This window comes from Clostridiales bacterium (genome assembly GCA_015243575.1).
Taxonomy (GTDB): Bacteria; Bacillota; Clostridia; order Peptostreptococcales; family Anaerovoracaceae; genus Anoxybacterium; species Anoxybacterium hadale.
On sequence record CP042469.1, the window covers coordinates 240,291 to 262,554 of the forward strand.

The following is a 22,264-nucleotide window of genomic DNA, read 5'->3' on the forward strand; positions in this document are numbered from 1 at the left end:
AGTTGGTTTTTGGAGCGGGAACGCTTCTGAATATATGAAAGACAAGATCAACGCAAAGGGAGAACATATGACGGAATTCGTAGCAGACTATTTGATGAAATACGAAATAAATGAAGAACTATCTTATACCATTTCTAATATAGCGTCTGCGCTGATCATCTTGCTGATCAGTGCTTTGTCGTACTTTATAACCAGAAAAATAATTGTTAGAATCCTTGAAACCTTTGTGGCAAAGACCCATTCGAAATGGGGAATGATACTGGTTGAGAACAAGGTTTTGGAACGGGTCTCGGCAATCGTTCCCATTTTTGTCATCCATGCTTTCGCACCTGTATTCCCTGCGTTTGCGGATTGGATTCAGCGACTTGCTTTTTGCGCGTTTGTAATCGTGATCCTTCTGGCCGTTGATAAGCTGCTCAGTACAGTGGATGATATCTACAGAAACTATGAGGTATCAAAGGAGCGGCCTATCAAAGGATATTTGCAGGTTCTGGAGATTATCGCCTATGTCATCGGTATCATCGTTATCATTTCTACCCTCATTGAACGGTCCCCGCTGCTGCTGCTCAGCGGTATTGGTGCTGCAACAGCGGTGCTTCTGCTGATCTTTCAAAACTCGATTCTGGGTTTTGTTGCGGGAATACAGCTGACGGCAAACAACATGGTAAAGCTTGGAGACTGGATCGAGATGCCTAAGTACGGTGCAGACGGAGAAGTGATGGAAATTTCGCTTCATACGGTAAAGGTTCAGAATTGGGATAAAACCATCACCACGATTCCCACCAATGCACTGGTGACAGAATCCTTCAAAAACTGGCGTGGGATGCAGGAATCCGGCGGAAGACGAATCAAGCGGGCAATATACATTGATATGACCAGCATCCGCTTCTGCGATGAAGAGATGCTGAACCGATACCGAAAAATTCATTACATTCAACGTTACATTGATAACAAAATTACAGAGATAGAAGCATATAACCAATCCATGAAAATGGATCTGACAGACATTGTAAATGGAAGGCACCTGACGAATATCGGCACCTTTCGGACCTATGTTGACAATTATCTAAAAAACCACCAGAAAGTTCATAGTAGTATGACCAGGCTGGTTCGCCAGTTGGAACCAACGGAGAAGGGGATTCCGATTGAGATCTACGCCTTTCTGAGTGAGACGGACTGGGCGGAATATGAGTCTATACAAGCGGATCTCTTCGATCATATTCTGGCAGTTGTACCGGAATTCGATCTTCGGATCTACCAGAATCCTACCGGTTATGATTTACGAAGGCTGCACGCAGGAATAGACAATTAGGCAGAACTGAGCCATTGTCCTTCTTGCAGCCGCTCTTTCGTTTGGGGACAGATGCGCCTCTTGTAGGGATGGGGATGCCATTGGCAGCATTTCTGTATTATCTGACGGAAAGAATTTAGAAACCCATTCTGTGGTTACTCATATTATATAGCGTAGGAAACTACAGAAGGGTGATTTTTTATGAGTAATCTTCAGGATACAAGCAATGCCTTGTATCGGATTCCAACGTTTCTAAGTTATGCCACGCCGTATAATGCCTTGCAGGCCGCGTTTTTGGACGGCGTAATTGCTCAAACCAGAGCGAATCTCCTGTTTCCCAGAACATTGGGAAGATCAGATCAGTATACCGAGACACCGCTGACTTCAATTCGAAGGATGATCTTGAGCAGCTATGGACTCATGGCGGTTGCCTTCAGGCGATCCTTTGTTCCGGAAGCAGTTTCGAGGCCAGGGTCTCCCGGAGAGCAAACCTTCCAGAATTTCTGGTTAAGCAGCCCGTATCTGCAGATAGAACCTTCCATGGCATTTCAGCAGGGGCTCCCCGTTGCCATCTTTGTAGAAAATGGAGTCAGTATGAATGGCGTTTTCGGAGGAATCCTGCAAATCGGAGCGGCACCGCTCAACATTGTAACCTTCAATTTAAATACGCCGGATGACATCACAGAGTTTTTCAACAGTGTATTTTGGAAAGAGACTTTTCTGGATTGGGTTGGAAATGTAAGAGCTTATTATAGCAGACAGACAGAACCGGGATGCCGGAATTGCGTATAGATTTCAAACTGCTTTACGGCAGCCCGAAAAAGAAGCCAAAGCAAGCAATTGTTTTGGCTTCTTCACTGTCAAAGTCGATTGTTCCCATATCGAGAAAGCCAGAGTCTAAGACGCTGGCTTTCTCAGGTTTATAACTACTGAGATGGAAGTTATTCTTTGTTTCTACGATAAAGTTGATTCCGTTCGTCAAAGCGAAAACCGCTTGCCAGGAGCGCTCCACAGGATGCTCCATTTTCTGAATCCGGCTGGACAATAATTCTATCTGCATTCGTTTGCTGAAACACTTCGTTGATAAGCAACTGAATGATGCCCTTCCCCAGGCCTTCTCCGAGATATTCTTCCTCACCGATGAGATAGTCAAGACTATAGCTTCCTTCGGCGGGAATTTCACCGTACCATTCCTCCCCCGCATTCGTACAAGGGTAATACTGGCAGAAACCAATAGGTTTCCCTTCGTAGAGCGCGATGAAATGAGTGATGAAGCTGAATTCTGCTGATCGTCCTTTGGTTTCCGCCATCCATGCGTCAGGGTCTTCATACCATTTCAGGATATATTCCTTCTTCAGCCAGGCGCTGAATCGTGGAAGATCCTCATCCGTAAATCTTCTTAATTCTAACTGTTCCATACGATTTCCTCCTAAGAAAGTGCTGAATCAACACTTATTAAAATGATAGATGATATTTTTGGAGTTGAATCAGGGATTCCATGGAGGACCTCGGATGTTTACAGAATATTAACATGGGTATCTGATGTAATACAGCATATAGTTTCCTCCTGTCTTATGATTTTCTCGGGCTGGTTTTTTATATTGTTGTCATTTATTTTACTGTATTTTACTCAATATTGATAGTAATTCACCATAAAATTCGATAAAATGAATATTCATACCCGTCCTGTTTAGGATTCATGAATACAAAGGGTAAAAATATGTAACTTTCGGGGGGTGCCGAAAATAAAACGGAGCTATACTATTGTAACAATCATCATCATGGGAATCATTTGCTCTGCTATGATCTTATTCTTTCTATTTTCTCTTTCAGAAATGAGCCATATTTATATTGGAAAGACGGAAGAAACAATACTGGAATTAAAAAAGGATTTTTTGAAGGATACCGTCAGCAATTTAATTGCGGAGATAGATAACCAGAGAAAAGCGGAGGCTGATCTCATGGAGAAATTCACAGTCAGAGCAGCGGCTGACATTGGGGATAAAATGTCGCTAAAGAGCAGTGAATTCAGTGATTTCCTGAAGGATTATTTTAATAACACTTCAGAATTTAAGCATTGGACGGTTGTTTATTGGGATTGGAAAGAAAATAAAGCAATTTACGACAATCTCAATATGTCGGAGGATTCCTGGGAGCCAACCCTTCAGCGTTTGCAAGATGAACTAGCGGTTTACAGAATTTTAAGCCAAGGAGATAAGACGGTACTCTTCGGTGTAAAGAAGAGTTATTTGGATGATCTGGTAAAAGCAGAATTTTCTAAAGTTGTAAGGAATTTAGAATTCAACGACGGATCATATGTTTGGATTAATGAGATAATAAACTATGAGGGTGGAGAAAATTATGCCATTAGAAAAGTACATCCCAATCTGCCGGATACAGAAGGAATGTACCTTTCGACCGATATGACGGATACGAAAGGGAACCATCCATATATGACGGAGCTCCAGGGAATTAAAAAAGACGGGGAACTCTATTTCTCCTATTATTTTAAGGAACTGGACAGTGATGAAATATCACGAAAGCTGACTTACGCAAAGCTGTATAAAGAGTTCGATTGGGTGGTTGCAATGGGAATTTATCAGGATGATATCAAATCCTATGTGGATCAAACCAATTTGGAAAGTAAGAAACTTGCTTCAAAGCTGACCATTGTTTTGGTTTCAATGTTCATTATAATTCTATTTTTGAGTTATTTTGTTGTTTTGGCGATAGAAAAGCTTCATCATCGGCATTCAAGAAGGCAGCTGGAATCAGAAGTAAACCAGGATCCGATGACAAAAGCAGGCAACAGAAGAAGCGGAACCAATGAATTGAGTCGGGCATTCAGAGCCTACAAGCGGAACGGTGATTCTCCGGGCATTATGATGTTTGACGTTGATTGTTTTAAAAATATTAACGATACCTATGGGCATGCTGTTGGAGATATGGTTCTCATTGAAATTGTCAACGTGATCAACGGGGTCGTTCGAAGCTCTGATAAGGTGATCCGTTGGGGCGGAGACGAGTTTCTAGTCATTTTCTACGGTTTGCAGCCTAGAAACGCCATGGGTTTTGGCACTAAGATGCTCTCTTTGATATCAGCGCTGAACATTGAGGCGAAAGGAGAAGTGATCAGTCCTACTTTATCCGTTGGCGTTGCCTTTTTTCAGGAAGGAGACACGGACTTCAGTGATGCATTAAAAAGGGCAGACCAGTCGTTATACCAATCGAAAACGAATGGACGGAATCAGGTCCATATCGATCTTTAAAAAATCCTATTTACAAAGGAGGAAGTGAAAATGCAAAAGATCATCCCCCATCTTTGGTTCGACACGGAAGCGGCAGAGGCTGCGGAACAGTATGTTGGGCTATTTGAAAACTCCCGTGTGATCAGCAGACATATCCTGCCGGATACCCCTTCGGGTGATGCGGAACAGGTAGAATTCGAGCTTGCAGGCCTGAAATGTTCAGCCATCAGCGCCGGCCCCTATTTTAAATTCAATCCATCCATATCCTTGATGGTTTCCTGCAAGGATAAAGAAGAGGTGGATCGGCTCTACAACGCATTGTGTGCAGATGTATTAATGCCTCTGGATGCATATCCCTTCAGTAAGTACTACGCTTGGATTCAGGATCGCTACGGGCTCAATTGGCAGCTTATGCTGGACGAGAATTGGGAAGCTCACTCAAAAATCAGGCCAGTTCTTTTGTTCAGCGGAGAAGTTTGCGGCAAGGCAGAAGAAGCACTGGATCTCTATGTATCTATTTTTCCTGAGTCGGAAAAAGTCTTCGTCAATCGATATCGGGATGGAGAGGCCCACGATAAGAGAGCAAAGATAAACTACAGTGAAGTGAACCTTGGGGGCATCCAGCTGGTGGCAATGGATCATGGATATGGTGCTGAATTCACTTTCAATGAAGCATTTTCTCTCATGGTTCTCTGTCAGGACCAAAAGGAAATAGATGAGTACTGGGGTAAACTTTCTTACGTCTCGGAAGCAGAGCAGTGCGGCTGGATAAAGGATCGATTTGGGCTGTCGTGGCAGATTACACCGGCCAACATGAATGAGCTGATCTATGGCGGTACGGAAGAAGATTTGAAACGCCTAACAGAAGCTTTTCTAAAGATGAAGAAGTTTGACCTGGCTGAGCTGGAGCGGGTAAGAAACCAGGGTTAGCATTCATTTAAAAAGAACATTTGTCACAAAGATTACTGATAAAAAGAACATTTGCCACAAAGATCACTGACCTATAAAATACACCCCTCAGGTAAGCTTCGGCAACCTGGGGGTGTATTTGTTTCAAAGATTCAATTACAAGGAGCTTCCAAGCAGTTCCGCTTTTTCCAATGCTCCGGTATGTGTAATCTCTCCGATTTTGTAGACTGAGGGGACTGCGAGAACTCCTGCATCAGACCAGTTTAAGTAGTTGGCTATCCCTCTGTACGTACCAATGATGCCGTCAAACACTGCGGTATCTTTCTCTGCAGCGCAGGTCAGCAACAGACTTTCTTTTATTTTCAGAGCATTGCTACAATCCGGCTTGTCGTACGCATACATTTTGTCTATTGCAGCCTTCAGCTGTGCAGACATGCCAAACCAGTAAAGTGGTGAAACAAATACGATGACATCTGCTTCTTCCAGCATAGGTGCCAATTCAGAGAATCCGTCCTCATAAAAGCAGGCAGTTCCCTTGCTCCAGCAAGCATCGCAGGCTCTGCATCCACCAATTGCTTTGAACGCGGAATCAAATCTATTTACAGTATGACCCATTTTCAGAGCACCTTTGATGAATGCATCCGCCAGCATGCTGCTATTTCCATGTTTTCGTGGACTGCCTGTAATCACCAGAATATTTTTTCCCATAATAAGACCTCCTGTCTATTGGAATTTCCCTTGTAAGAGGTATTATATTGTGGGATACTACCTTTGTAAAGTATGCACATTCATTACATATACTATCTTGAAGGAGAGCGTAAAATGGACCAGGAAAGTTGTCTTGAAACAGGACTAAAAGTTGAAGAAACGGACTTCGGCTACACGTTATCAATTATTGGCGGTAAGTATAAAATGATTATTCTATACTGGCTTTATGAACGAGAAATCATCCGATTTAATGAATTTAAAAGGCTCATTGGAACCATTTCTTTCAAAACCCTCAGTCTCACATTGAAGGAATTGGATGCGGACGGCCTCATCGTCCGTAAGGAATATCCTCAGATACCTCCCAAAGTGGAATATCGATTATCCGAAAAAGGGAAATCGCTAATTCCCGTGCTTGATGCGATGTGCCTATGGGGAGGACTTCACAGAACATAAGAGTCGGATCATAAGAATGCTTTGATGAGTAGGACAATGAATATGATCCATATCAAAACAATGGGAAACAATCAAGTTCCTTTCTGTTTATTAAAGCCCCTTAGCAGCGGCTGCATCCATATTAATGTCATATTGAATCTCAATTTGTTCACATACAAAATATGTGTCGTTACCGCCCGGGAGCACCCAACTAACACCAATACTTTCCGGCTGTATGTAACCATTCTGTTTTTTGTAATCAGAATAGGTTACATACCACGGCACCAAAGAGCTTCCTTTTCCATTTTCGTCCATATATCGGTCTTTGGTATCAAAACGTATGATGTTTCCATGATCATCAAAAGTAAAACATCCCTTGGCAGAAACACCTTGCCAGGCAATCTCGCCTTCAATGGTCCGTTCATCAATGACTGTCCATGACACAAACTCCTGTAAAAACAAGGATGGCATGAATACCGCATCTGCCAGAACCGTGATTAACTGGCTCTGATTCATTTCTGCCCCGGTAGAGCGGAAAAGTTGAAGCTGCTTGGCAAGCATGCCTGTCATAGAGCCGAAACCGTCAAGCATACTATCTTTTGCCTGTAGTGGTATCCCTGCAATCCGCCCAGTTAAGAACGCGTGCCTGTCGGGTCTGCTTACAAAATTGACCTGCATGAATTGAATCTTGATAGGATTGCTGCCTGCCGACATACGAAACCTTGCGTTGTGAAAAGAGATCAACATGTTATCCATAAAGGGCGCTCCCATGTATCCCCCATTGATGATGTGCTGACGGAGCAGAGAAGGCAGTTTTGCAACAGAATCTTCCGTAAAGATACTTTGTAGGCTCCGTTGCCCCTCTGTTTTGGTCAAAGAAATTTCAACATCTGTCAGATATTGTTTCCAAAGTCTGCCGCCGGGCAGTGCGAAGTAGATTATGATGCTTGCCAGCGCTAACAAAACGATTCTTATCCAAAGTCGATTCACTGTCGTATGCCTCCCATCAGGACTTCTACAAAATCACCTACAAGCTTCTCGAAATCGGGCTGTCTATATAATTCATTCTCGATGGCACTCATAACAAATCCCAGCAATGCGCTGATTATCATCCACGAAGCATTTGTGATATTGGGCTTTAGAGCTTTTTGTGCAATTCCGTCGTTAATGAAATGATCAAGCATATCGATGCCCGGATTAGAAGGCTTAGTATTGTGAGAACCAGCCATTTTATTGGAAAATATGACATTTGTCCCACTGTACATAATCGCTTTTGACATTTCAGGTTCACTGCAAAGACTCATAATAAAGACCTTCAAAATGTTGCTCATTCGCTGATCTATGGAATGCGCATTCGTGGTATTTATAATATCTGCAGCATTGCTCTCAACTTTACCATAAAGATCGTTGGACATATCCGTAATGATTTCTGCTTTATCTTTGTAATAAAGGTAAATGGTAGTGGGAGAATATTCAATTTTAGAAGCGATCTTTCTTAGCGACAATTTTTCGTAGCCCTCTTGTTGGATCAGTGTAATGGCAGCAGCCTTAATCCTCTTTTTCATCTCAACTTTCTCAATATCACGGCGTTCTTTAATTCCCATATAACCATCCTTATTAACGGTGTTAATTTTAATTACAATGTAATTATGCTTTCATATTTGTGGTAAGTCAACAGGATTTTCTCTAGTATTTTATCTCTAGCGCCGAATTTACATGGTATTGGGCAACTAAATTTTTATTGTACGATGCTGAGAGCGTAATGGTATAATAAGGAAAAAGATCGGAAGGGGCAAACCATGCAGACCAACTACAAAATCGCCTATGATAAAGGCTGGCAGGAGTTGAAAGCGAGAATCCCCAGTGAGGTTGCCTTCAGGCGGAGGGTTCTTTTTGATGAAGTGAAACAGCAATTTACAATAAGGTTCTTTCATGATGAATATTTGTTAGACTGGGAACAAGAAACCGTCAGGAAAATATCTGACGGTCAGGACGCTGAGATCATAGCAGCTATTATTATATTGAACTATCTTTCTTATTCTGCTTTGTGCCCGGAGGTTAGCAGCAGCTGGGTGTCACTGAAAGACATTCCTAATGGGGGAGCCCTATTCTTTCCTGCCTTTCGTAAAAATTCCATAGATGTGCTCATTCAAAGCTTTGGCAAATCTTCCAGTCTTCTACTGCTCTGCGGAGCAAGGATGGGAGGCGTATCGGCACCCATGGGAAGTGTTTCAATGGTGTTTCAGGCATTGCCAATGATTCCGATCTGCGTGGTTCTTTGGGAAGGCGACGAGGAAGTCAGCGCCAACGCGACCCTCCTATATCAGCCTTCTGTTTCGGATTTGCTGCATATCGAAAGTCTTATCGGTCTTGGGATGCATCTGGTGGATCAGCTGAAAAAGCTGGCTGACGAACAGCCTCTATAGAACGGGGAAAATCGCTCATAGGGTCTTTTTCTTCTGTTTGGGGACCTCGCTTCGGAACTCTACTTTTTACAAATCTGCAAAATTCAACTCTCTTCCACTTGCTGAACTGCAGGTTTTCAATCTCGTCGTTCACCAATCCATATTGACCAGCCCCTTGTTCCGTGATAGAATGCGAAATGTTCAATGGTAAATAGTTTAATGATAAACTATTTGATGCAGAACTATTAAATACTCGTTTACAAATGAGGAGGAGCATAGATGACAGAGCAAGAAAAACTTATTAAACTGTTTCATACAATTCTGAAAAGAATGAAAAAAGAGTGGAATCATCAGATTCAGGGAATCAGCCATTCCCAATACCTCATCTTAAGCAGCCTGAATCACTCAGGTCCTCAAAAGGCAGCTCAGCTGGCTGAATTGACTCAGAATACACCGGGTGCAATTACCAGCGCCACAGATAAGCTGGTATCAGAGGGTTACGCTATGCGCAAAGGAGATGAAGGAGATCGAAGGGTTGTTTATCTGGAAATTACTGATAAGGGGCGAGAACTGGCTAATTCGCTGAGTGAAGCTCTTAATGAGGTTACAATGAATTTTTTTCAGGGTCTTCCGGAGGAAGATATCCAGCACTTGATACGAATTTACAATAAGATATCCGAAAACCTTGATCAGTGTAAGGGTTGAAAAGCAGAAGGATGACAGTTCAAAACATGGGAGCTTTAGCACTGTGGTATTGATACAAAACACAGCTTTATGGAGGCAAAATAGATGGAACATTTAACTTATCAGCGCAAGGTTACGATCATGGCGGCGATCATTGCGGCCATGTTCTTTGCATCGATCAATCAAACCATCGTCGGTGTGGCTCTTCCTCGGATCATTGCCAAGCTTGGCGGAATGGATTATTATTCATGGATTATTACCATATATTTTCTAACGACGACTATTGCAACGATTCTGGTTGGGAAGCTATCAGATATTTATGGACGGAAGAATTTTATTCTGGCTGGAATCGTGATTTTTATGACAGGGGCATTTCTTGCCGGCACCGCCGGGAATATTTTTCATCTGATCATTTATAGAGGCATTCAGGGAACCGGCGCAGGTATCATTATGGCAACAGCTTTTACTGCTATCGGTGATCTGTTCTCTCCCCGGGAACGTGGACGATGGTCGGGGCTGATGAGCGCCGTCTTTGGAATGTCAAGCGTTCTTGGGCCCGGTCTGGGGGGATATGTTGTTGAACATTTGGAGTGGCACTGGGTCTTCTGGATTTTCCTTCCCCTTGGCTTCATTGCTTTTTTCATGATCCTTTTTCTGTTTCCGAAAGTGGAACGGCAGGAAGCTCAATCCATCGATTACGCCGGATCTCTGATTCTGACACTGATTATTATTTCTATTCTGCTTGCATTTTCCTGGGCAGGAAGCAAATATCCATGGAGCTCACCTGTGATCCTCGGGCTCTTTTCCTTTGCGGCTGCAGCGCTTGTATGCTTCCTGCTTGTTGAAAACAGAGCGAAAACGCCGGTTCTCCCGCTATCGATATTCCGGGAAAGTGCAGTTACGATTTCCAATATCATCAGTTTTATCATGAACGCTGGAATGATGGGAGCATTGATGTATATGCCGCTCTACGTACAAGGGGTTATGGGTATCTCGCCAACGTATGCGGGATACGTCACCATGCCTTTGTCACTTTGCATGCTTGCCACAAGTGCCTACGCAGGCCGATACATGACGAATACCGGCAGGTATAAGAAACTGGCACTCATTGGCATGGTTGTCATGGTGCTCGGCATGTTTCTGATGGTGATCATGGATGATATCCCCGTTGCGGTACTCAGCATGATTATTTTTGGTTTGGGGCTGGGACTTGGAATGCCTGTGTTTATGATGGCTGTTCAAAATGCGGTGGATTCCAAGGATTTGGGCGTTGCTACAGCTTCGGTTCAGTTGTTCCGAAACCTGGGAAGTACCATTGGAATTTCGGTTATGGGGACTGTTCTCACCGCCAGCATCACGAGCAAAATGAACTTGATGGTTTCAAAGAGCAGCAGTCTAATGAATACAGATCTGGAACCAGAAACCTTCCATGGACTGATGAAATTGATGGACCCCCAGCTTCTACTGGATCAGCCCAAGCTGGCTGAAATTCGAGACGGACTCTCCGGGCAGGCATTGCCGGTTTTTGATCAGCTGCTGGAAACGTTGAAGCATGCACTGTCTGTCTCCCTTTCCAACGTATTTCTGACAGGCACTGTCGTTCTCGGGATCGCTTTCATTCTAACCTTTTTCTTACAAGAAATCCCACTGCGCACCACTGTTCATAAAGAAAGCAAAACAAAATCAGAAAGTAATTTTACATATGGACACAGAAAGGATATATCTGGTTGCTAAACTGTCTTTGGAGGTGAAACAATGGCTTTTCGTATGCTGCTTGTTGAAGACGACCCGGAGATTCGGGAGATCATAACAGATTATTTTACAGAGAAAGGGCAAGGAGTATTTCAGACAGAGACTGCTTCTGCTGGTGAAGAGGGTTGGAACAAATGCATCGGCAGAGAATATGATCTGGTGATTCTCGATGTTATGCTTCCGGAGCTGGACGGCTTTACCTTGTGCAGAGAACTGAGAAAGACCAGCGATGTTCCCATCGTCTTCTTAACAGCAAGACACAGCGAGGAGGACCGTCTGCACGGTTACCGTCTGGGCTGTGATGATTATATTGTGAAGCCATTTTCTCTCGCGGAACTATATGCGAAATCCTCCGCCTTGATCAAGCGTGCCAAGGGCACTGTCCGAAGTGAAACCATTGTTGCAGGAAGCATCCGTCTCAATCCGTATCGATGCACCGTCTTCGCAGGGGATGCTGAAGTGAATTTGGCGCCGATGGAATTTGCAATTTTGAAAATACTGATGGAAAACAAAGGGCGTACCATCAGCCGGGAACACATTTTGATCAGGATTTGGGGGTATGATTTTGACGGAAATGACAGGGTAGTGGACAATCACGTAAAGAAGCTTCGCAAAGCCCTCGGTCATGCATCCGGTCAAATCAAAACAGTTTTCAAAAAAGGGTATCGATTGGAGGAATGAGAGATGAAACAAAAGGGGAAAAGATCGATTTATTTTAGGACGTTTGCTGCCATGACGGCGATCTATCTTGTGCTGATGACTGCGTTCAGCATCTTTCTGGTCCGTCAGGAAGTAAAAGTCAATGGGCTTGAGCTTGGAGCCTTGGGCGTACAGGCAAACTACCAAGTTGGGGAAATTTTGGCACAGCATTTGGACAATGACGAGAACCTTGTGAATTTCCCTGCCATCCGAAAGGACTTTATCAATAAGTCCTTTTTTTTAGGGGGAACACAGGCGGAGATTGCTGTATTCTCAGGAAATTTTGAACCTATCGTGGTGCCGAACGATTACTGGATCTGTAACTATACGGAATCTACCGATGGGACAAGACATTATACCGGGTATGCGTACCTGAATCTGAATGATTGGTTTGACGAAAAGACTGTCCGCGAGCTGGAGAAGTATTACAAAGCAAGACCCAAGGCGCAGAAGGCCGGGGATCTTACGGAATATTCAATTGAATTATCCGGGTTCTGGCTTGACAATGAGATGGTGATCCCAGAGAAAATCGGAATTACCCCAATGTATGCCTCCGGTTTTAATGAAGAGGGCGATGTGAACTCGGCCAGCGGCACGAAGCGGGAAGATTTGACCTATCGTACTGATTATATCAACACCAAAGAGCTTCCCTATTTCAAAGATGGAGGCATCCTGCCTGAGTCTTACGATATGGCGACAAGCGGAACCCGGAAAGCCCTCAGAGAAATGGTTTCGGATCCGGTAAGGCTGGAAAAGGCAGCAGCAACAGCTGACGGCTTCTCTTCTATTGAGCGAGTAAAAGGTGCGGTATATCGTTACTATTGCGTGATCCCGTATGAAAACACTGTAACTGATACTGAAAACGGGGATGGCCTTTACAGTACTGCATGGACGGTGATTGCACGGGATGTGGATATTCTGGAATACTGCGGAGACACGATGGCCTTTGTATGGGGAAGCTGCCTGATTATTTTTTTTGCAGCGGCGTTTATTCTGTCATCTCAACTATATAAGACCTATCAAAAGGAGGAAGCCATCCAGTGGCTCAGGCGAGAGACGGCGAACGCCATGGCACATGACCTGAAAACACCGCTGAGCATTCTGTCGGGCTATGCGCAGAATCTGATGGAACAGATCAACAGTGAGAAGCGCGTCAGGTATGCGGAAGGAATTCAGGCCAATGTGGAGAGAATGGATAAGATTCTGCGTGAGATGCTTGAAATGACCCGAATGGAGGGAGATAAGCCCCAGCTGAATCTGGAAGAAATCTCTTTGCGATTGCTGACCTTTGAGATTTTAAACCGCTATGGGGGGGCCTGCGAGGAAAAGGGTATTGAGCCGAAGGTCACAGGAGATGGGATGGTAACAGGAGATCGGCTTTTGCTGTTGCGTGTCGTTGATAACTTTTTTATCAATGCTTTGGATCATACGCCGGACAAGGGAAACATCCGAATCACCATCACTGACCAAACTTTTGAACTGTTCAACAGCGGCAGCCACATCGACGATACAAAGCTGGAAGCGATCTGGGAGCCCTATGTTAAGGGTGATGGGTCCCGCGGGGCAACCAAGGGAACAGGCCTCGGTCTTTCCATTGTCCGTTCTGTTCTGGAGCTGCACCACTTCTCTTATAGGGCGGAAAACCGGGAAAATGGTGTTGCTTTCCTGTTCGAATATGCAGATTCTGTGAAAAGTAAAGAGAAGCGCAGGAAAGCCAAAGGATAAGGGGTAAGGCATCTTCCAAGCAAATTTTAGCAGTGCAGATTTGCAGAATGGGGAATGACAAAACCGGAAAAATGTAGTACGATAGTAGCATCGGTAGGCAGGCAATCTGCGGCCGGCAAAGGTAAATTTCTATGTGCCTTTGCTCGCCGCTTTTCTTATGATAAAGCTTGCTGACAATGAAGATAGAAATAAGAACAGCAAAGAAATCAGCAAAAATTTTAGTGAGGTATGGGATAATGAACAAAGTACGAAAACAGGGGTTTGGTTCGAAAGGCGTTCTTGCTGCCGCAATGCTGCTATTGATTTCCGCATTTTGCGTTTATCCGTGGTGGGAGACTTCTGCAATGGGAGAATCGGATATCAAGGTGAAGATAGACGGTGAGACGGTGGTCTTTCAGAGCGGATATGGCGAACCTTTCATTGATGCAAACAACAGAACTCTGGTTCCTGTCCGGGGAGCGCTTGAGGCATTCGGAGCAATGGTGTCCTGGGATGAGGCAAACAGCATGGTCATCGTAGAAAAAGACCGTACTATGGTAAAAGTACCCATTGGAAATGCAGCGATCATCGTAAATGGCGTATCAGTAATGAACGATACGGCTGCGGTGATCCAAAATGAGCGGACCTATTTGCCGATCAGGGCGGTGTTTGAGGCATTTGGAGCAGGCGTCTCCTGGGATGACAGCAACCGCTCTGTTGTTGTGAATTCCGACGGAAGCGGTTCTGATAATAACTCTGGAAGCGGTACAAACCAGCCTGCAGTACCGGGAAGCACGGGCAATCATTCAGGCAGCAGCGCAGATGATAAAGAGATGAGAGCGATGTGGATTTCCTACCTTGAGTACATGGAAATGCCAAAGAACGAAGCGGGGTTCAAAGCGGCTGTCGATAAGATGTTTGATCGCAGCGTTGAGCTTGGGATGAATGCGGTGATCGTCCATGTGCGTTCCCATAGTGACGCCATGTATCCCTCAGCCTATTATCCATGGTCCATCTTCGCAAGCGGCACTCAGGGGATTGATCCGGGATATGATCCGCTGGCATATATGGTTTCTGCAGCTCACAGCAGAGGGCTTGAATTCCATGCATGGCTGAATCCTTACAGGGTGACAGGATACGGAACTTACTGGAACCAGACTGCAGCAAGCAATCCGGTCAGGATCTGGCAGTCTGACGGCGATCCTGCCAATGATCGATGGGCGCTGTTACATAAAGGAGAATATTACCTCAATCCATCGGTTCCAGAAGCCAGAGCACTGGTGATAAACGGAATCAAAGAAATTGTAGAAAACTACGATGTAGATGGAATCCATTTCGACGATTACTTTTATCCTACCGTCAACGACAAGGACGCTTCCCTTTGTTTTGATAAACCAGAATATGATGCATCAGGAAGCAGCATGAGTATTGCGGACTGGCGCCGCAATAATGTGAATCTTCTGGTGAAGGATATTTATTCCGCAGTCAAGCAGATCAATCCCAAGGTGGAGTTTGGGATCAGTCCAGCGGGCAACGTGGACAATCTCAGAAGGAATGATTCCTACTTTGTAGATATTGATACATGGATGTCAAAATCCGGTTATATCGATTACATTATGCCGCAGCTTTACTGGGGCTTTGAGAGAAAGGATTCCTCTGGCAATGTGGCTGCTTATGCTTATGAAAACAATCTGAATACATGGATCAAGCTTGCGGCAAAAGGGGATGTGAAACTTTTTGTCGGTCTGAATATGGCCAATGCGGGGTGTAATGTTTCTGATAACAACCAGGTTTCGGAGTGGCTGCGTTACAATGACATCATTGCCAGACAGGTTCTTGCAGCTCGTGCAACAGGAAAAGTTGACGGCTTTGCATTTTTTAGATATGCAATGTTTAACAGCTCTGTTGCTAAGGGTGAAGTGGAAAATCTGGTGAAAGTTTGCAAATAATTCACGAACCAGTGGTGGAAAGGTCGGGAAATGGAACAGATTAAAACAGTAACCCTGATTGGTCTCGGCGCTATGGGTGTGTTTTTTGCCCCAAAGCTAGATGCTTATTTGGGAAAAGGGAATTTCAGAGTGCTGGCTGGGGGAGCGCGCCGGGAGCGCCTTGAATCAACGGGCGTGATAGTAAACGGCATCAATCACCGATTTGCAGTTGTTGACCCGGAGAAAGAAGGTGATCCTGCAGACCTGATCATTATGGCCGTCAAAGATATGGGTCTTGATCAAGCGATCCTTGACATCAGAAATCAGGTGGGGCCAAGTACCCAGATCCTGTGTGTGATGAATGGAATTGACAGCGAGGAACGGGTTGCGGCTGTTTATGGCTGGGAACGGGTGCTTTACTCTTACATGCGAATTTCCATTGTCATGAAGGACGGAGTAGCAGACTTTAACCCTGAGGCAGGAAAGGTCCACTTTGGAGAAGCAAAGAATCTTGAGCTGACAGAGCGTGTCCTGGGAATCAAGGAGCTCTTTGACAACAGCGGCATAAAGTATGGTGTTGATGAGGACATGAAACGGGGAATGTGGTTTAAGTTTATGTGCAACATCGGAGAAAATATGACCTGCGCCATGTTCGGCGTGCCCTTCGGATCGTTTCAGGTTAGCAGACATGCCAATGAAATCCGGTATCAAGCCATGAGAGAGGTCATTAAAATAGCCAATCGTCTGGGGATTGCTCTGAGTCAGGAGGATATTGACCGTCAGGAGCATACGATTATGAACCTTCCCTTTGCAAACAAACCCTCTACATTGCAGGATCTGGAGAATGGACGAAAAACAGAAGTTGAGATGTTTGCAGGCAAGATCGTGCGCCTGGGTGCTGAGCTTGGGATTGACACTCCGGTGAACTGGATGTATTATCACGGCATCAAACTGCTGGAAGAAAAAAATAGTTTGATTTTTCATAAGAGAGAGATATGAGTGGTATGCTCATATCTCTCTTTTCACTGCGAAAGGAAATTATAAATTTTAAGACAGAAATGAAAAATAATATTGACAAGGTGCCTATTAGATAATAATATAACAGTGTTATATAACGACGTTACATTTTTTGAGGAAAGGGAAATGCATGGCTGGGGATACCAGGAATAAAATATTGGAATGCGGGCGCAAGGAGTTTCTTGAAAAGGGATATGAAGGGGCTTCTCTTAGGAGGATCGCCAAGGCTGCCGGCGTGACAACCGGGGCAATCTATGGATATTTCCCTGACAAAATGGCAATTTTCGAAGAGTTGACAGGAGCGCAAGCCAAAGAACTGCTGGAGTATTACCTTACCGTCCAACGCAAGTTTGCAGAGCTGCCGGGAGATGAGCAGGGGCAGCACATGGCGGATGGCTCCGAGGCTGGGCTTTTCTGGATGCTGGACTATATTTATCAGCATTTTGATGCCTTTAAGCTTTTGATCTGCAGCTCCGCTGGAACAGAGTACGAAGGCTACCTCAACGGAATGGTGGAAATTGAAACAAAGGCCACGTTTCAATTCATTGACGCGGTAAGAAGAGCTGGCTGGCAGATCAATGATGTGGATGAAGAATTGGTTCATATGCTGTCAAGCTCATTCTTTTACGGGATTTTTGAAATAGTTGTTCACGATATGCCGAAGGAACGGGCAGAAGGCTATATCCAAAACCTTCTGGAGTTTACAACGGCAGGGTGGACGAAGCTTCTTGGACTGAAACCGCCAGTAACAGCAGAAAAAGAAAAAAGTTAAAAGTAATTGAAAATGAGGCTTTCGAGCCTCAAAAAAATGACGTACGGTTAGTATTAACTAACCTAAATCCAAACCCAAATAAAAAGAAAGAGAGGGGTTTTTATAAATGAACAATAACAGTATCTCTGAAAAAAATGAAAAAGAGAAACAAAAGCGGATGATCTTGAATGGAAATCTATGGAAGGTCATGGTTGATTTATCCTGGCCCGCCATTATTGCCATGGTACTTTATGGCCTAAATTCCGTGTTGGACGCTGCATTTGTAGGGATTTTTGTCGGTGAGACAGCACTGGCAGGAGTTTCTATCGCTTATCCGTTGTCTCAGATCAGCGTTGCATTTGGCTCTTTGGTAGGGGTTGGTGCAGGCTCTGTTCTGAGTATCGCATTGGGTGCAAAGAATCTGGAGACCCAACGGAAGCTCATGGGAAATGTTAATCTGATCACGATTGTGATTACTGTGGTTTACATGATCCTTTGCCTGATCTTTTCCACCGATCTGATCCGGATCATGGGAGGTACAGGGGAAGCATTGATCTTGGGAGATCAATTCTTTAGAATCACGGTCTTCGGCGCACTATTCTGGATCTACGGTCTTTCCGGCAATATGATTATCCGTGCTGAAGGCAGGATGAAGACAGCGGCGGTGATGATGGGCTCGGGTCTCATTGTCAACGCATTGGTGAGCTATATTACCATGGGCCTTATGAATTTTGGCGTTGAGGGCGCAGCATGGGGAGGAAACCTAGGCATGCTGGTTTACACCTTGGTCGGGTGGATTTATTTCGCCAAAGGACACGGAACCTTCCACACCAAGATGCTTTCCCTTCGCTGGGACAAAGAAATTGGGACTTCCATTCTGCGGCTGGGAATGTCTTCTTTGATAATGAGCATTATGAGCTTGATTCAGGCCTTGCTGGTCTTCAATGCATTGTCAAAATACGGAACCATTTCTGATGTCGCCTTCTATGGCGTAGTCTTCCGGCTGTTCACCTTCCTTCTCACGCCGATTTTTGGGCTGATGCGAGCGCTTCAACCGGTGATTGGAATCAATTACGGGGCAAAACAGTACGAGAGAGTCATAAGCTCCTACAAGATCTTTGCTTTTACAGCCGCTGTTTTGACGCTGCCCTTCTGGCTTATTTCCATCGCTATGCCGGGAGAAATTCTGGGACTCATGGTTAAGGATGCTGTATTTACTGGCAGTGAGCTGATGTATTTCAGAATCTATATGGCGATCCTGCCTGCACTTTCCTTTATTTTTATGGCTATGACTCTGTTTCCATCCATCGATAAGGGCAAACCTGCAGCCATGATCGGAATTGCGCGCCAGCTCATATTTTATGTTCCAGTCATGCTGCTGCTGCCCAAAGCCATTGGGGTAGCGGGGATTTACTACGGATCTCTGGCAATTGATGCAGTCATTGTGATCTGGACCATTCTTTTGGTGCGAAAGGAGTTTGGACTTCTGCGCAGTAAGGATAATAGCCAGCGTACAACGCTTTCCGGACAACACCTGGGTACAGAGCTCTCTAAATAACTGGTCAGAAACACAGAACAGGTTCTAAGTGTTTTATCAACTGTTTAGAAAAAGCAAACTCGTTTTATAAAAGCGCAAGATTTATGAAAATGTGAGTCTCACAAGCTGTTATAATGTGGTTGAAGGAGACTGATTATGAAGCATCTAAAACGAATTATTTCCGCAATCGAATATATTGAAAGCAATCTTTCGGATAAGTTAAATCTGGAAATTGTTTCAGATGCTGTTCACTATTCAAAATACCACCTGCATCGAAGGTTTACAGAAACGGTGGGGCTCACGATTCATGACTATGTACAGCGGCGTCAATTGACGGAGGCGGCAAAGCTTTTGGTGTTTACAAATAAACCCATCCTTGAAATTGCTCTGATGGCCGGCTATTCCAGTCAGCAGTCTTTTGCGGGAGCATTCAAAGAAATGTATAAACAAGCACCGCTGGAATTCAGAAAAAGCCGTTCCTATTATCCTTTACAATTAAAATATGAATTTGACATGACAAGCCAGATGGTGGAACGTCAGGATGGAAGCGAGAAACACGTGACGCTGAGATGTGCAGAAATAAAAGATATCCGAATCTGGATGAAGCTGGTTCGTCTCGTTGTGGATGGCTTTCCCTGTCTATGTGAAAATGAGTACTTGCGCATATTGGAAAACTGTATTCAAAGAAATTGTGCTTTCCTTGCAGAGGAAGACAATCAGGCGGTTGGAATCATGCTTTTATCATATGAATCAGGCAGGATCGAATTTCTGGGGGTCCATCCCCTTTTTCGAAAAAAGAGAGTTTTCGAAGGATTGGTTGACAGGGCTTTGTCGGAACTAATTCTGCATGATTCTATTACGATTACAACATACAGGGAGGGGGACAGGGCGGATACTGGATACCGTAAAATGTTTATGGAACTTGGCTTTCAAGAAGGAGAACTGCTCACAGAGTTCGGATATCCGACACAGAAGATGATCCGTGCAAATGATCGCAATAGGGATTTGACGAGTCCCGGAAAAGCGGAACCAGGCGCTGACCCCGGAAATGCGGAACCGAGCACTGGAAATCATGCCTCGGGTTCTCAAAAAACAGCATCGTACCCTGAGGAATATGAGAACCTCGTCAACGTGATTGAAAAACTGAATCTGGCCTGGAAGCAATATCAAGAAACTGTCCTGCGGTATGATAGCGAGTATATGGAGCTGAAACGTTACATTGCGGAATACAGGAGTGAGATTGATCCAAAAGAGGTTTTTCAGAATGAGCTGGCACTTCAGCAGATTGACAGGGCCGGAACCTTTGCCGTAAAAATGAAAAATAAAGTGGAAGCCATGAAAAACTCGCCTTATTTCGGTCGAATTGATTTTCGCAGTGAGGGGGAGGAACATTTCACTCAATACTATATCGGACGGTTCTCTTTTGTAGACACAGAGGAACAAAACGCGCTGATTTATGACTGGAGAGCACCAGTTTCCAATCTGTTTTATGATACCGAACCCGGGAGGGCAGGGTATGATGCTCCTTCTGGAAGGATCGAAGGAGAACTGTCTCTGAAAAGACAGTTTAAAATCTCCCAAGGCAGAATGGAATATGTACTGGAAAGTTCGGTGAATATTCGTGATGAGGTGCTGCAAAGAGAGTTGAGCTGCAATGCTGATGAAAAGATGAGAACTATTATCGCAACGATTCAGCGCGAGCAGAATCAGATTATACGAAATGAACAATCCGGTGACATGGTGATTCAGGGCGTCGCAGGGTCGGGGAAAACCTCTGTGGCACTGCATCGCATTGCTTATCTGCTGTACCGGAACAGAGAGACTCTAGCTGCCGAAAACATCACAATACTATCTCCCAACAAAGTGTTCGGCAGTTATATTTCCAATGTTTTGCCGGAATTGGGGGAAGAAGCAATCTGCGAAAAAAGCGTCACGGATATTGCTGCGGAGCAGCTGGGTAGTGCATTGGGTTTTGAGCCGGATAAAGACCCTCTTGAAAACGATGACATGGCTTGGGCACTGAGAGTTAGACGCAAGGCCAGCATGGAATTTTATCAGCGGGTGGAAGAATATCTCAGGACGGAAAGTCTGAAGTGGTTTGGACCCCGGAATTATGTCTTTGGAAGTTTTACCGTCAAAAAGGAATGGATCTTTGAGCGGTTTCAGGCGTATAGCCGTTATCCGGTGAAACGCCGCCTGAAGGAGGTTGCAGATGATATCAGGGCAAAGCTCGAATCTGATAACCTTTGGGGTGTTGAACTGCCCAAAGCAGGAATGATAGAGAAAGAACTTACGGCAATGCTCAAGGTGAAAAATTCTCTGGAGCTTTATAAAGCGTTCTATCGAGGGGAGGCACTTTCAAAGATGCTGATAATGCCAACGAAAAAAACTATGGAATGGAATGATGTCTTTCCCTATTTGTATTTTAAAAGTGCTTTTGAGGGATTGAAGGAAGAATCCCGGATGAAGCATCTTGTCATCGATGAAATGCAGGATTATACACCGATTCAACTGGCAGTGATCAAGCAGCTGTTTCGCTGCGGAAAAACCATCCTCGGTGATTTTGGACAGGGTTTGAATCCCAGCAGCAGTCATACACTTCAGGATGTCGGTACGATTTTTTCGGAAGGGGTTTTCATAACATTGAATAAAAGTTACCGGTCTACCTATGAGATTATGACGCTTGCAGCAAAGATTCAAGGGGGATCAGATATGGAGCCGGTAGAGCGTCATGGAGAAGCGCCGGAACTCATCCAATGCTGCAATGAGCAGGAAGAGATGGAACAGATCCGGCACAAGCTGAGGGCATTCTGGGAAAGGGGATCTGGAACCTTAGCAATTATCACCAAAACAAACAAGCGTGCAAAAGAGCTTTATGAGTCGTTATTCGAGGAATTTGAAATGACCTTGCTTACTCCTGAAAGCGAAAAATTTTCAGCGGGAGTTACCGTAACCTCCGTTTCTATGGCAAAGGGACTGGAGTTTGCAGAAGTGATCATTCCATCCGCTGACAGGCTTACCTACTGCACAGATACAGATCGAAAGCTGCTTTACGTTGCCTGTACGAGGGCAATGAACAAACTTTGCCTGCTGTTTTCGAATCAGGCTTCCGAATTTCTTTCTTGTTGACAAGGTTGGATGGATTCGGCTATGCTGTTATCAATCGATCATGGAACATTTGTTGTGATTTGTTCTGAGG

Annotated in this window: 19 protein-coding genes; 15 read left to right on the top strand and 4 right to left on the bottom strand. The window is 44.5% G+C overall.

The genetic code is table 11. The features are described from left to right. The first annotated feature begins 67 nt into the window (after positions 1 to 67). Positions 68 to 1,312 carry a mechanosensitive ion channel family protein gene (locus FRZ06_00960; protein ID QOX65784.1) on the top strand — a complete coding sequence of 415 codons (1,245 nt, stop codon included), beginning with the start codon at positions 68 to 70 and terminating at the stop codon, positions 1,310 to 1,312. A 180-nt stretch (positions 1,313 to 1,492) separates the two neighbouring features. Then, positions 1,493 to 2,083 (top strand): hypothetical protein, encoded by a 591-nt coding sequence (locus FRZ06_00965; GenBank protein ID QOX62020.1) that lies wholly within the window; start codon positions 1,493 to 1,495, stop codon positions 2,081 to 2,083. A 149-nt stretch (positions 2,084 to 2,232) separates the two neighbouring features. On the opposite strand, the gene FRZ06_00970 is transcribed toward FRZ06_00965, so the two are convergent. Continuing rightward, a complete protein-coding gene (locus FRZ06_00970) occupies positions 2,233 to 2,709 on the bottom strand; it encodes an acetyltransferase (GenBank protein ID QOX62021.1) in 477 nt (158 codons plus the stop codon). Between the two features lie 384 nt (positions 2,710 to 3,093). Between FRZ06_00970 and FRZ06_00975 the strand changes: the two genes are divergently transcribed. Both FRZ06_00975 and FRZ06_00980 read left to right on the top strand, forming a co-directional pair. Continuing rightward, a complete protein-coding gene (locus FRZ06_00975) occupies positions 3,094 to 4,560 on the top strand; it encodes a diguanylate cyclase (protein ID QOX65785.1) in 1,467 nt (488 codons plus the stop codon). Positions 4,561 to 4,590: 30 nt separating this feature from the next. Further along, complete coding sequence (locus FRZ06_00980; protein ID QOX62022.1) at positions 4,591 to 5,469, top strand: VOC family protein; 879 nt, start codon at positions 4,591 to 4,593, stop codon at positions 5,467 to 5,469. Positions 5,470 to 5,604: 135 nt separating this feature from the next. On the opposite strand, the gene FRZ06_00985 is transcribed toward FRZ06_00980, so the two are convergent. Next, positions 5,605 to 6,156: a flavodoxin family protein gene (locus tag FRZ06_00985; GenBank protein QOX62023.1), complete on the bottom strand. Its 552-nt coding sequence runs from the start codon at positions 6,154 to 6,156 to the stop codon at positions 5,605 to 5,607. 114 nt (positions 6,157 to 6,270) lie between these two features. Between FRZ06_00985 and FRZ06_00990 the strand changes: the two genes are divergently transcribed. After that, positions 6,271 to 6,609 carry a helix-turn-helix transcriptional regulator gene (locus tag FRZ06_00990; protein QOX62024.1) on the top strand — a complete coding sequence of 113 codons (339 nt, stop codon included), beginning with the start codon at positions 6,271 to 6,273 and terminating at the stop codon, positions 6,607 to 6,609. A 90-nt stretch (positions 6,610 to 6,699) separates the two neighbouring features. Here the strand turns inward: FRZ06_00990 and FRZ06_00995 are convergent, their stop codons facing one another. Beyond that, the gene (locus FRZ06_00995; GenBank protein QOX62025.1) at positions 6,700 to 7,578 is read right to left on the bottom strand and encodes a hypothetical protein; all 879 of its coding nucleotides are present in this window, start codon (positions 7,576 to 7,578) and stop codon (positions 6,700 to 6,702) included. Continuing rightward, positions 7,575 to 8,192 carry a TetR/AcrR family transcriptional regulator gene (locus FRZ06_01000; GenBank protein ID QOX62026.1) on the bottom strand — a complete coding sequence of 206 codons (618 nt, stop codon included), beginning with the start codon at positions 8,190 to 8,192 and terminating at the stop codon, positions 7,575 to 7,577. The genes FRZ06_00995 and FRZ06_01000 overlap by 4 nt, the downstream gene beginning before the upstream one ends. A gap of 195 nt (positions 8,193 to 8,387) precedes the next feature. Here FRZ06_01000 and FRZ06_01005 point away from each other — a divergent pair, with 195 nt between their 5' ends. The 10 genes from FRZ06_01005 to FRZ06_01050 all read left to right on the top strand — a co-directional run bounded on the left by FRZ06_01005 (position 8,388) and on the right by FRZ06_01050 (position 22,194). Next, positions 8,388 to 9,014, top strand: a complete 627-nt coding sequence (locus tag FRZ06_01005; protein ID QOX62027.1) for a DUF3786 domain-containing protein — start codon at positions 8,388 to 8,390, stop codon at positions 9,012 to 9,014. A 258-nt stretch (positions 9,015 to 9,272) separates the two neighbouring features. Beyond that, positions 9,273 to 9,698 (top strand): MarR family transcriptional regulator, encoded by a 426-nt coding sequence (locus FRZ06_01010; protein ID QOX62028.1) that lies wholly within the window; start codon positions 9,273 to 9,275, stop codon positions 9,696 to 9,698. An 84-nt stretch (positions 9,699 to 9,782) separates the two neighbouring features. After that, positions 9,783 to 11,411 carry an MFS transporter gene (locus FRZ06_01015; GenBank protein ID QOX62029.1) on the top strand — a complete coding sequence of 543 codons (1,629 nt, stop codon included), beginning with the start codon at positions 9,783 to 9,785 and terminating at the stop codon, positions 11,409 to 11,411. A gap of 21 nt (positions 11,412 to 11,432) precedes the next feature. Then, entirely contained in the window at positions 11,433 to 12,110 is a 678-nt protein-coding gene (locus FRZ06_01020; protein QOX62030.1) for a response regulator transcription factor, read from the top strand. Positions 12,111 to 12,113: 3 nt separating this feature from the next. Next, positions 12,114 to 13,853, top strand: coding sequence for a HAMP domain-containing histidine kinase (locus tag FRZ06_01025; GenBank protein ID QOX62031.1), 1,740 nt, complete (start codon positions 12,114 to 12,116; stop codon positions 13,851 to 13,853). 176 nt (positions 13,854 to 14,029) lie between these two features. Next, positions 14,030 to 15,781 carry a family 10 glycosylhydrolase gene (locus FRZ06_01030; GenBank protein QOX62032.1) on the top strand — a complete coding sequence of 584 codons (1,752 nt, stop codon included), beginning with the start codon at positions 14,030 to 14,032 and terminating at the stop codon, positions 15,779 to 15,781. A 30-nt stretch (positions 15,782 to 15,811) separates the two neighbouring features. Continuing rightward, the gene (locus tag FRZ06_01035; protein QOX62033.1) at positions 15,812 to 16,759 is read left to right on the top strand and encodes a 2-dehydropantoate 2-reductase; all 948 of its coding nucleotides are present in this window, start codon (positions 15,812 to 15,814) and stop codon (positions 16,757 to 16,759) included. 148 nt (positions 16,760 to 16,907) lie between these two features. Further along, positions 16,908 to 17,549, top strand: coding sequence for a TetR/AcrR family transcriptional regulator (locus FRZ06_01040; GenBank protein ID QOX62034.1), 642 nt, complete (start codon positions 16,908 to 16,910; stop codon positions 17,547 to 17,549). A 106-nt stretch (positions 17,550 to 17,655) separates the two neighbouring features. Beyond that, positions 17,656 to 19,086, top strand: coding sequence for an MATE family efflux transporter (locus tag FRZ06_01045; GenBank protein QOX62035.1), 1,431 nt, complete (start codon positions 17,656 to 17,658; stop codon positions 19,084 to 19,086). 135 nt (positions 19,087 to 19,221) lie between these two features. Then, positions 19,222 to 22,194 carry a helix-turn-helix domain-containing protein gene (locus tag FRZ06_01050; protein QOX62036.1) on the top strand — a complete coding sequence of 991 codons (2,973 nt, stop codon included), beginning with the start codon at positions 19,222 to 19,224 and terminating at the stop codon, positions 22,192 to 22,194. The last annotated feature ends 70 nt before the right edge of the window (positions 22,195 to 22,264 follow it).

What these genes read in the sequence shown, in the direction of transcription:
- FRZ06_00975 (QOX65785.1), top strand. Translation starts at nt 3,094, where the DNA reads ATGATCTTATTCTTTCTATTTTCTCTTTCAGAAATGAGCCATATTTAT.
- FRZ06_01045 (QOX62035.1), top strand. Translation starts at nt 17,656, where the DNA reads ATGAACAATAACAGTATCTCTGAAAAAAATGAAAAAGAGAAACAAAAG.
- FRZ06_00990 (QOX62024.1), top strand. Translation starts at nt 6,271, where the DNA reads ATGGACCAGGAAAGTTGTCTTGAAACAGGACTAAAAGTTGAAGAAACG.
- FRZ06_01005 (QOX62027.1), top strand. Translation starts at nt 8,388, where the DNA reads ATGCAGACCAACTACAAAATCGCCTATGATAAAGGCTGGCAGGAGTTG.
- FRZ06_01050 (QOX62036.1), top strand. Translation starts at nt 19,222, where the DNA reads ATGAAGCATCTAAAACGAATTATTTCCGCAATCGAATATATTGAAAGC.
- FRZ06_01035 (QOX62033.1), top strand. Translation starts at nt 15,812, where the DNA reads ATGGAACAGATTAAAACAGTAACCCTGATTGGTCTCGGCGCTATGGGT.
- FRZ06_00985 (QOX62023.1), bottom strand. Translation starts at nt 6,156, where the DNA reads ATGGGAAAAAATATTCTGGTGATTACAGGCAGTCCACGAAAACATGGA.
- FRZ06_01015 (QOX62029.1), top strand. Translation starts at nt 9,783, where the DNA reads ATGGAACATTTAACTTATCAGCGCAAGGTTACGATCATGGCGGCGATC.
- FRZ06_00960 (QOX65784.1), top strand. Translation starts at nt 68, where the DNA reads ATGACGGAATTCGTAGCAGACTATTTGATGAAATACGAAATAAATGAA.
- FRZ06_00980 (QOX62022.1), top strand. Translation starts at nt 4,591, where the DNA reads ATGCAAAAGATCATCCCCCATCTTTGGTTCGACACGGAAGCGGCAGAG.
- FRZ06_01000 (QOX62026.1), bottom strand. Translation starts at nt 8,192, where the DNA reads ATGGGAATTAAAGAACGCCGTGATATTGAGAAAGTTGAGATGAAAAAG.
- FRZ06_01010 (QOX62028.1), top strand. Translation starts at nt 9,273, where the DNA reads ATGACAGAGCAAGAAAAACTTATTAAACTGTTTCATACAATTCTGAAA.
- FRZ06_01020 (QOX62030.1), top strand. Translation starts at nt 11,433, where the DNA reads ATGGCTTTTCGTATGCTGCTTGTTGAAGACGACCCGGAGATTCGGGAG.
- FRZ06_01030 (QOX62032.1), top strand. Translation starts at nt 14,030, where the DNA reads ATGAAGATAGAAATAAGAACAGCAAAGAAATCAGCAAAAATTTTAGTG.
- FRZ06_01025 (QOX62031.1), top strand. Translation starts at nt 12,114, where the DNA reads ATGAAACAAAAGGGGAAAAGATCGATTTATTTTAGGACGTTTGCTGCC.
- FRZ06_00965 (QOX62020.1), top strand. Translation starts at nt 1,493, where the DNA reads ATGAGTAATCTTCAGGATACAAGCAATGCCTTGTATCGGATTCCAACG.
- FRZ06_01040 (QOX62034.1), top strand. Translation starts at nt 16,908, where the DNA reads ATGGCTGGGGATACCAGGAATAAAATATTGGAATGCGGGCGCAAGGAG.
- FRZ06_00970 (QOX62021.1), bottom strand. Translation starts at nt 2,709, where the DNA reads ATGGAACAGTTAGAATTAAGAAGATTTACGGATGAGGATCTTCCACGA.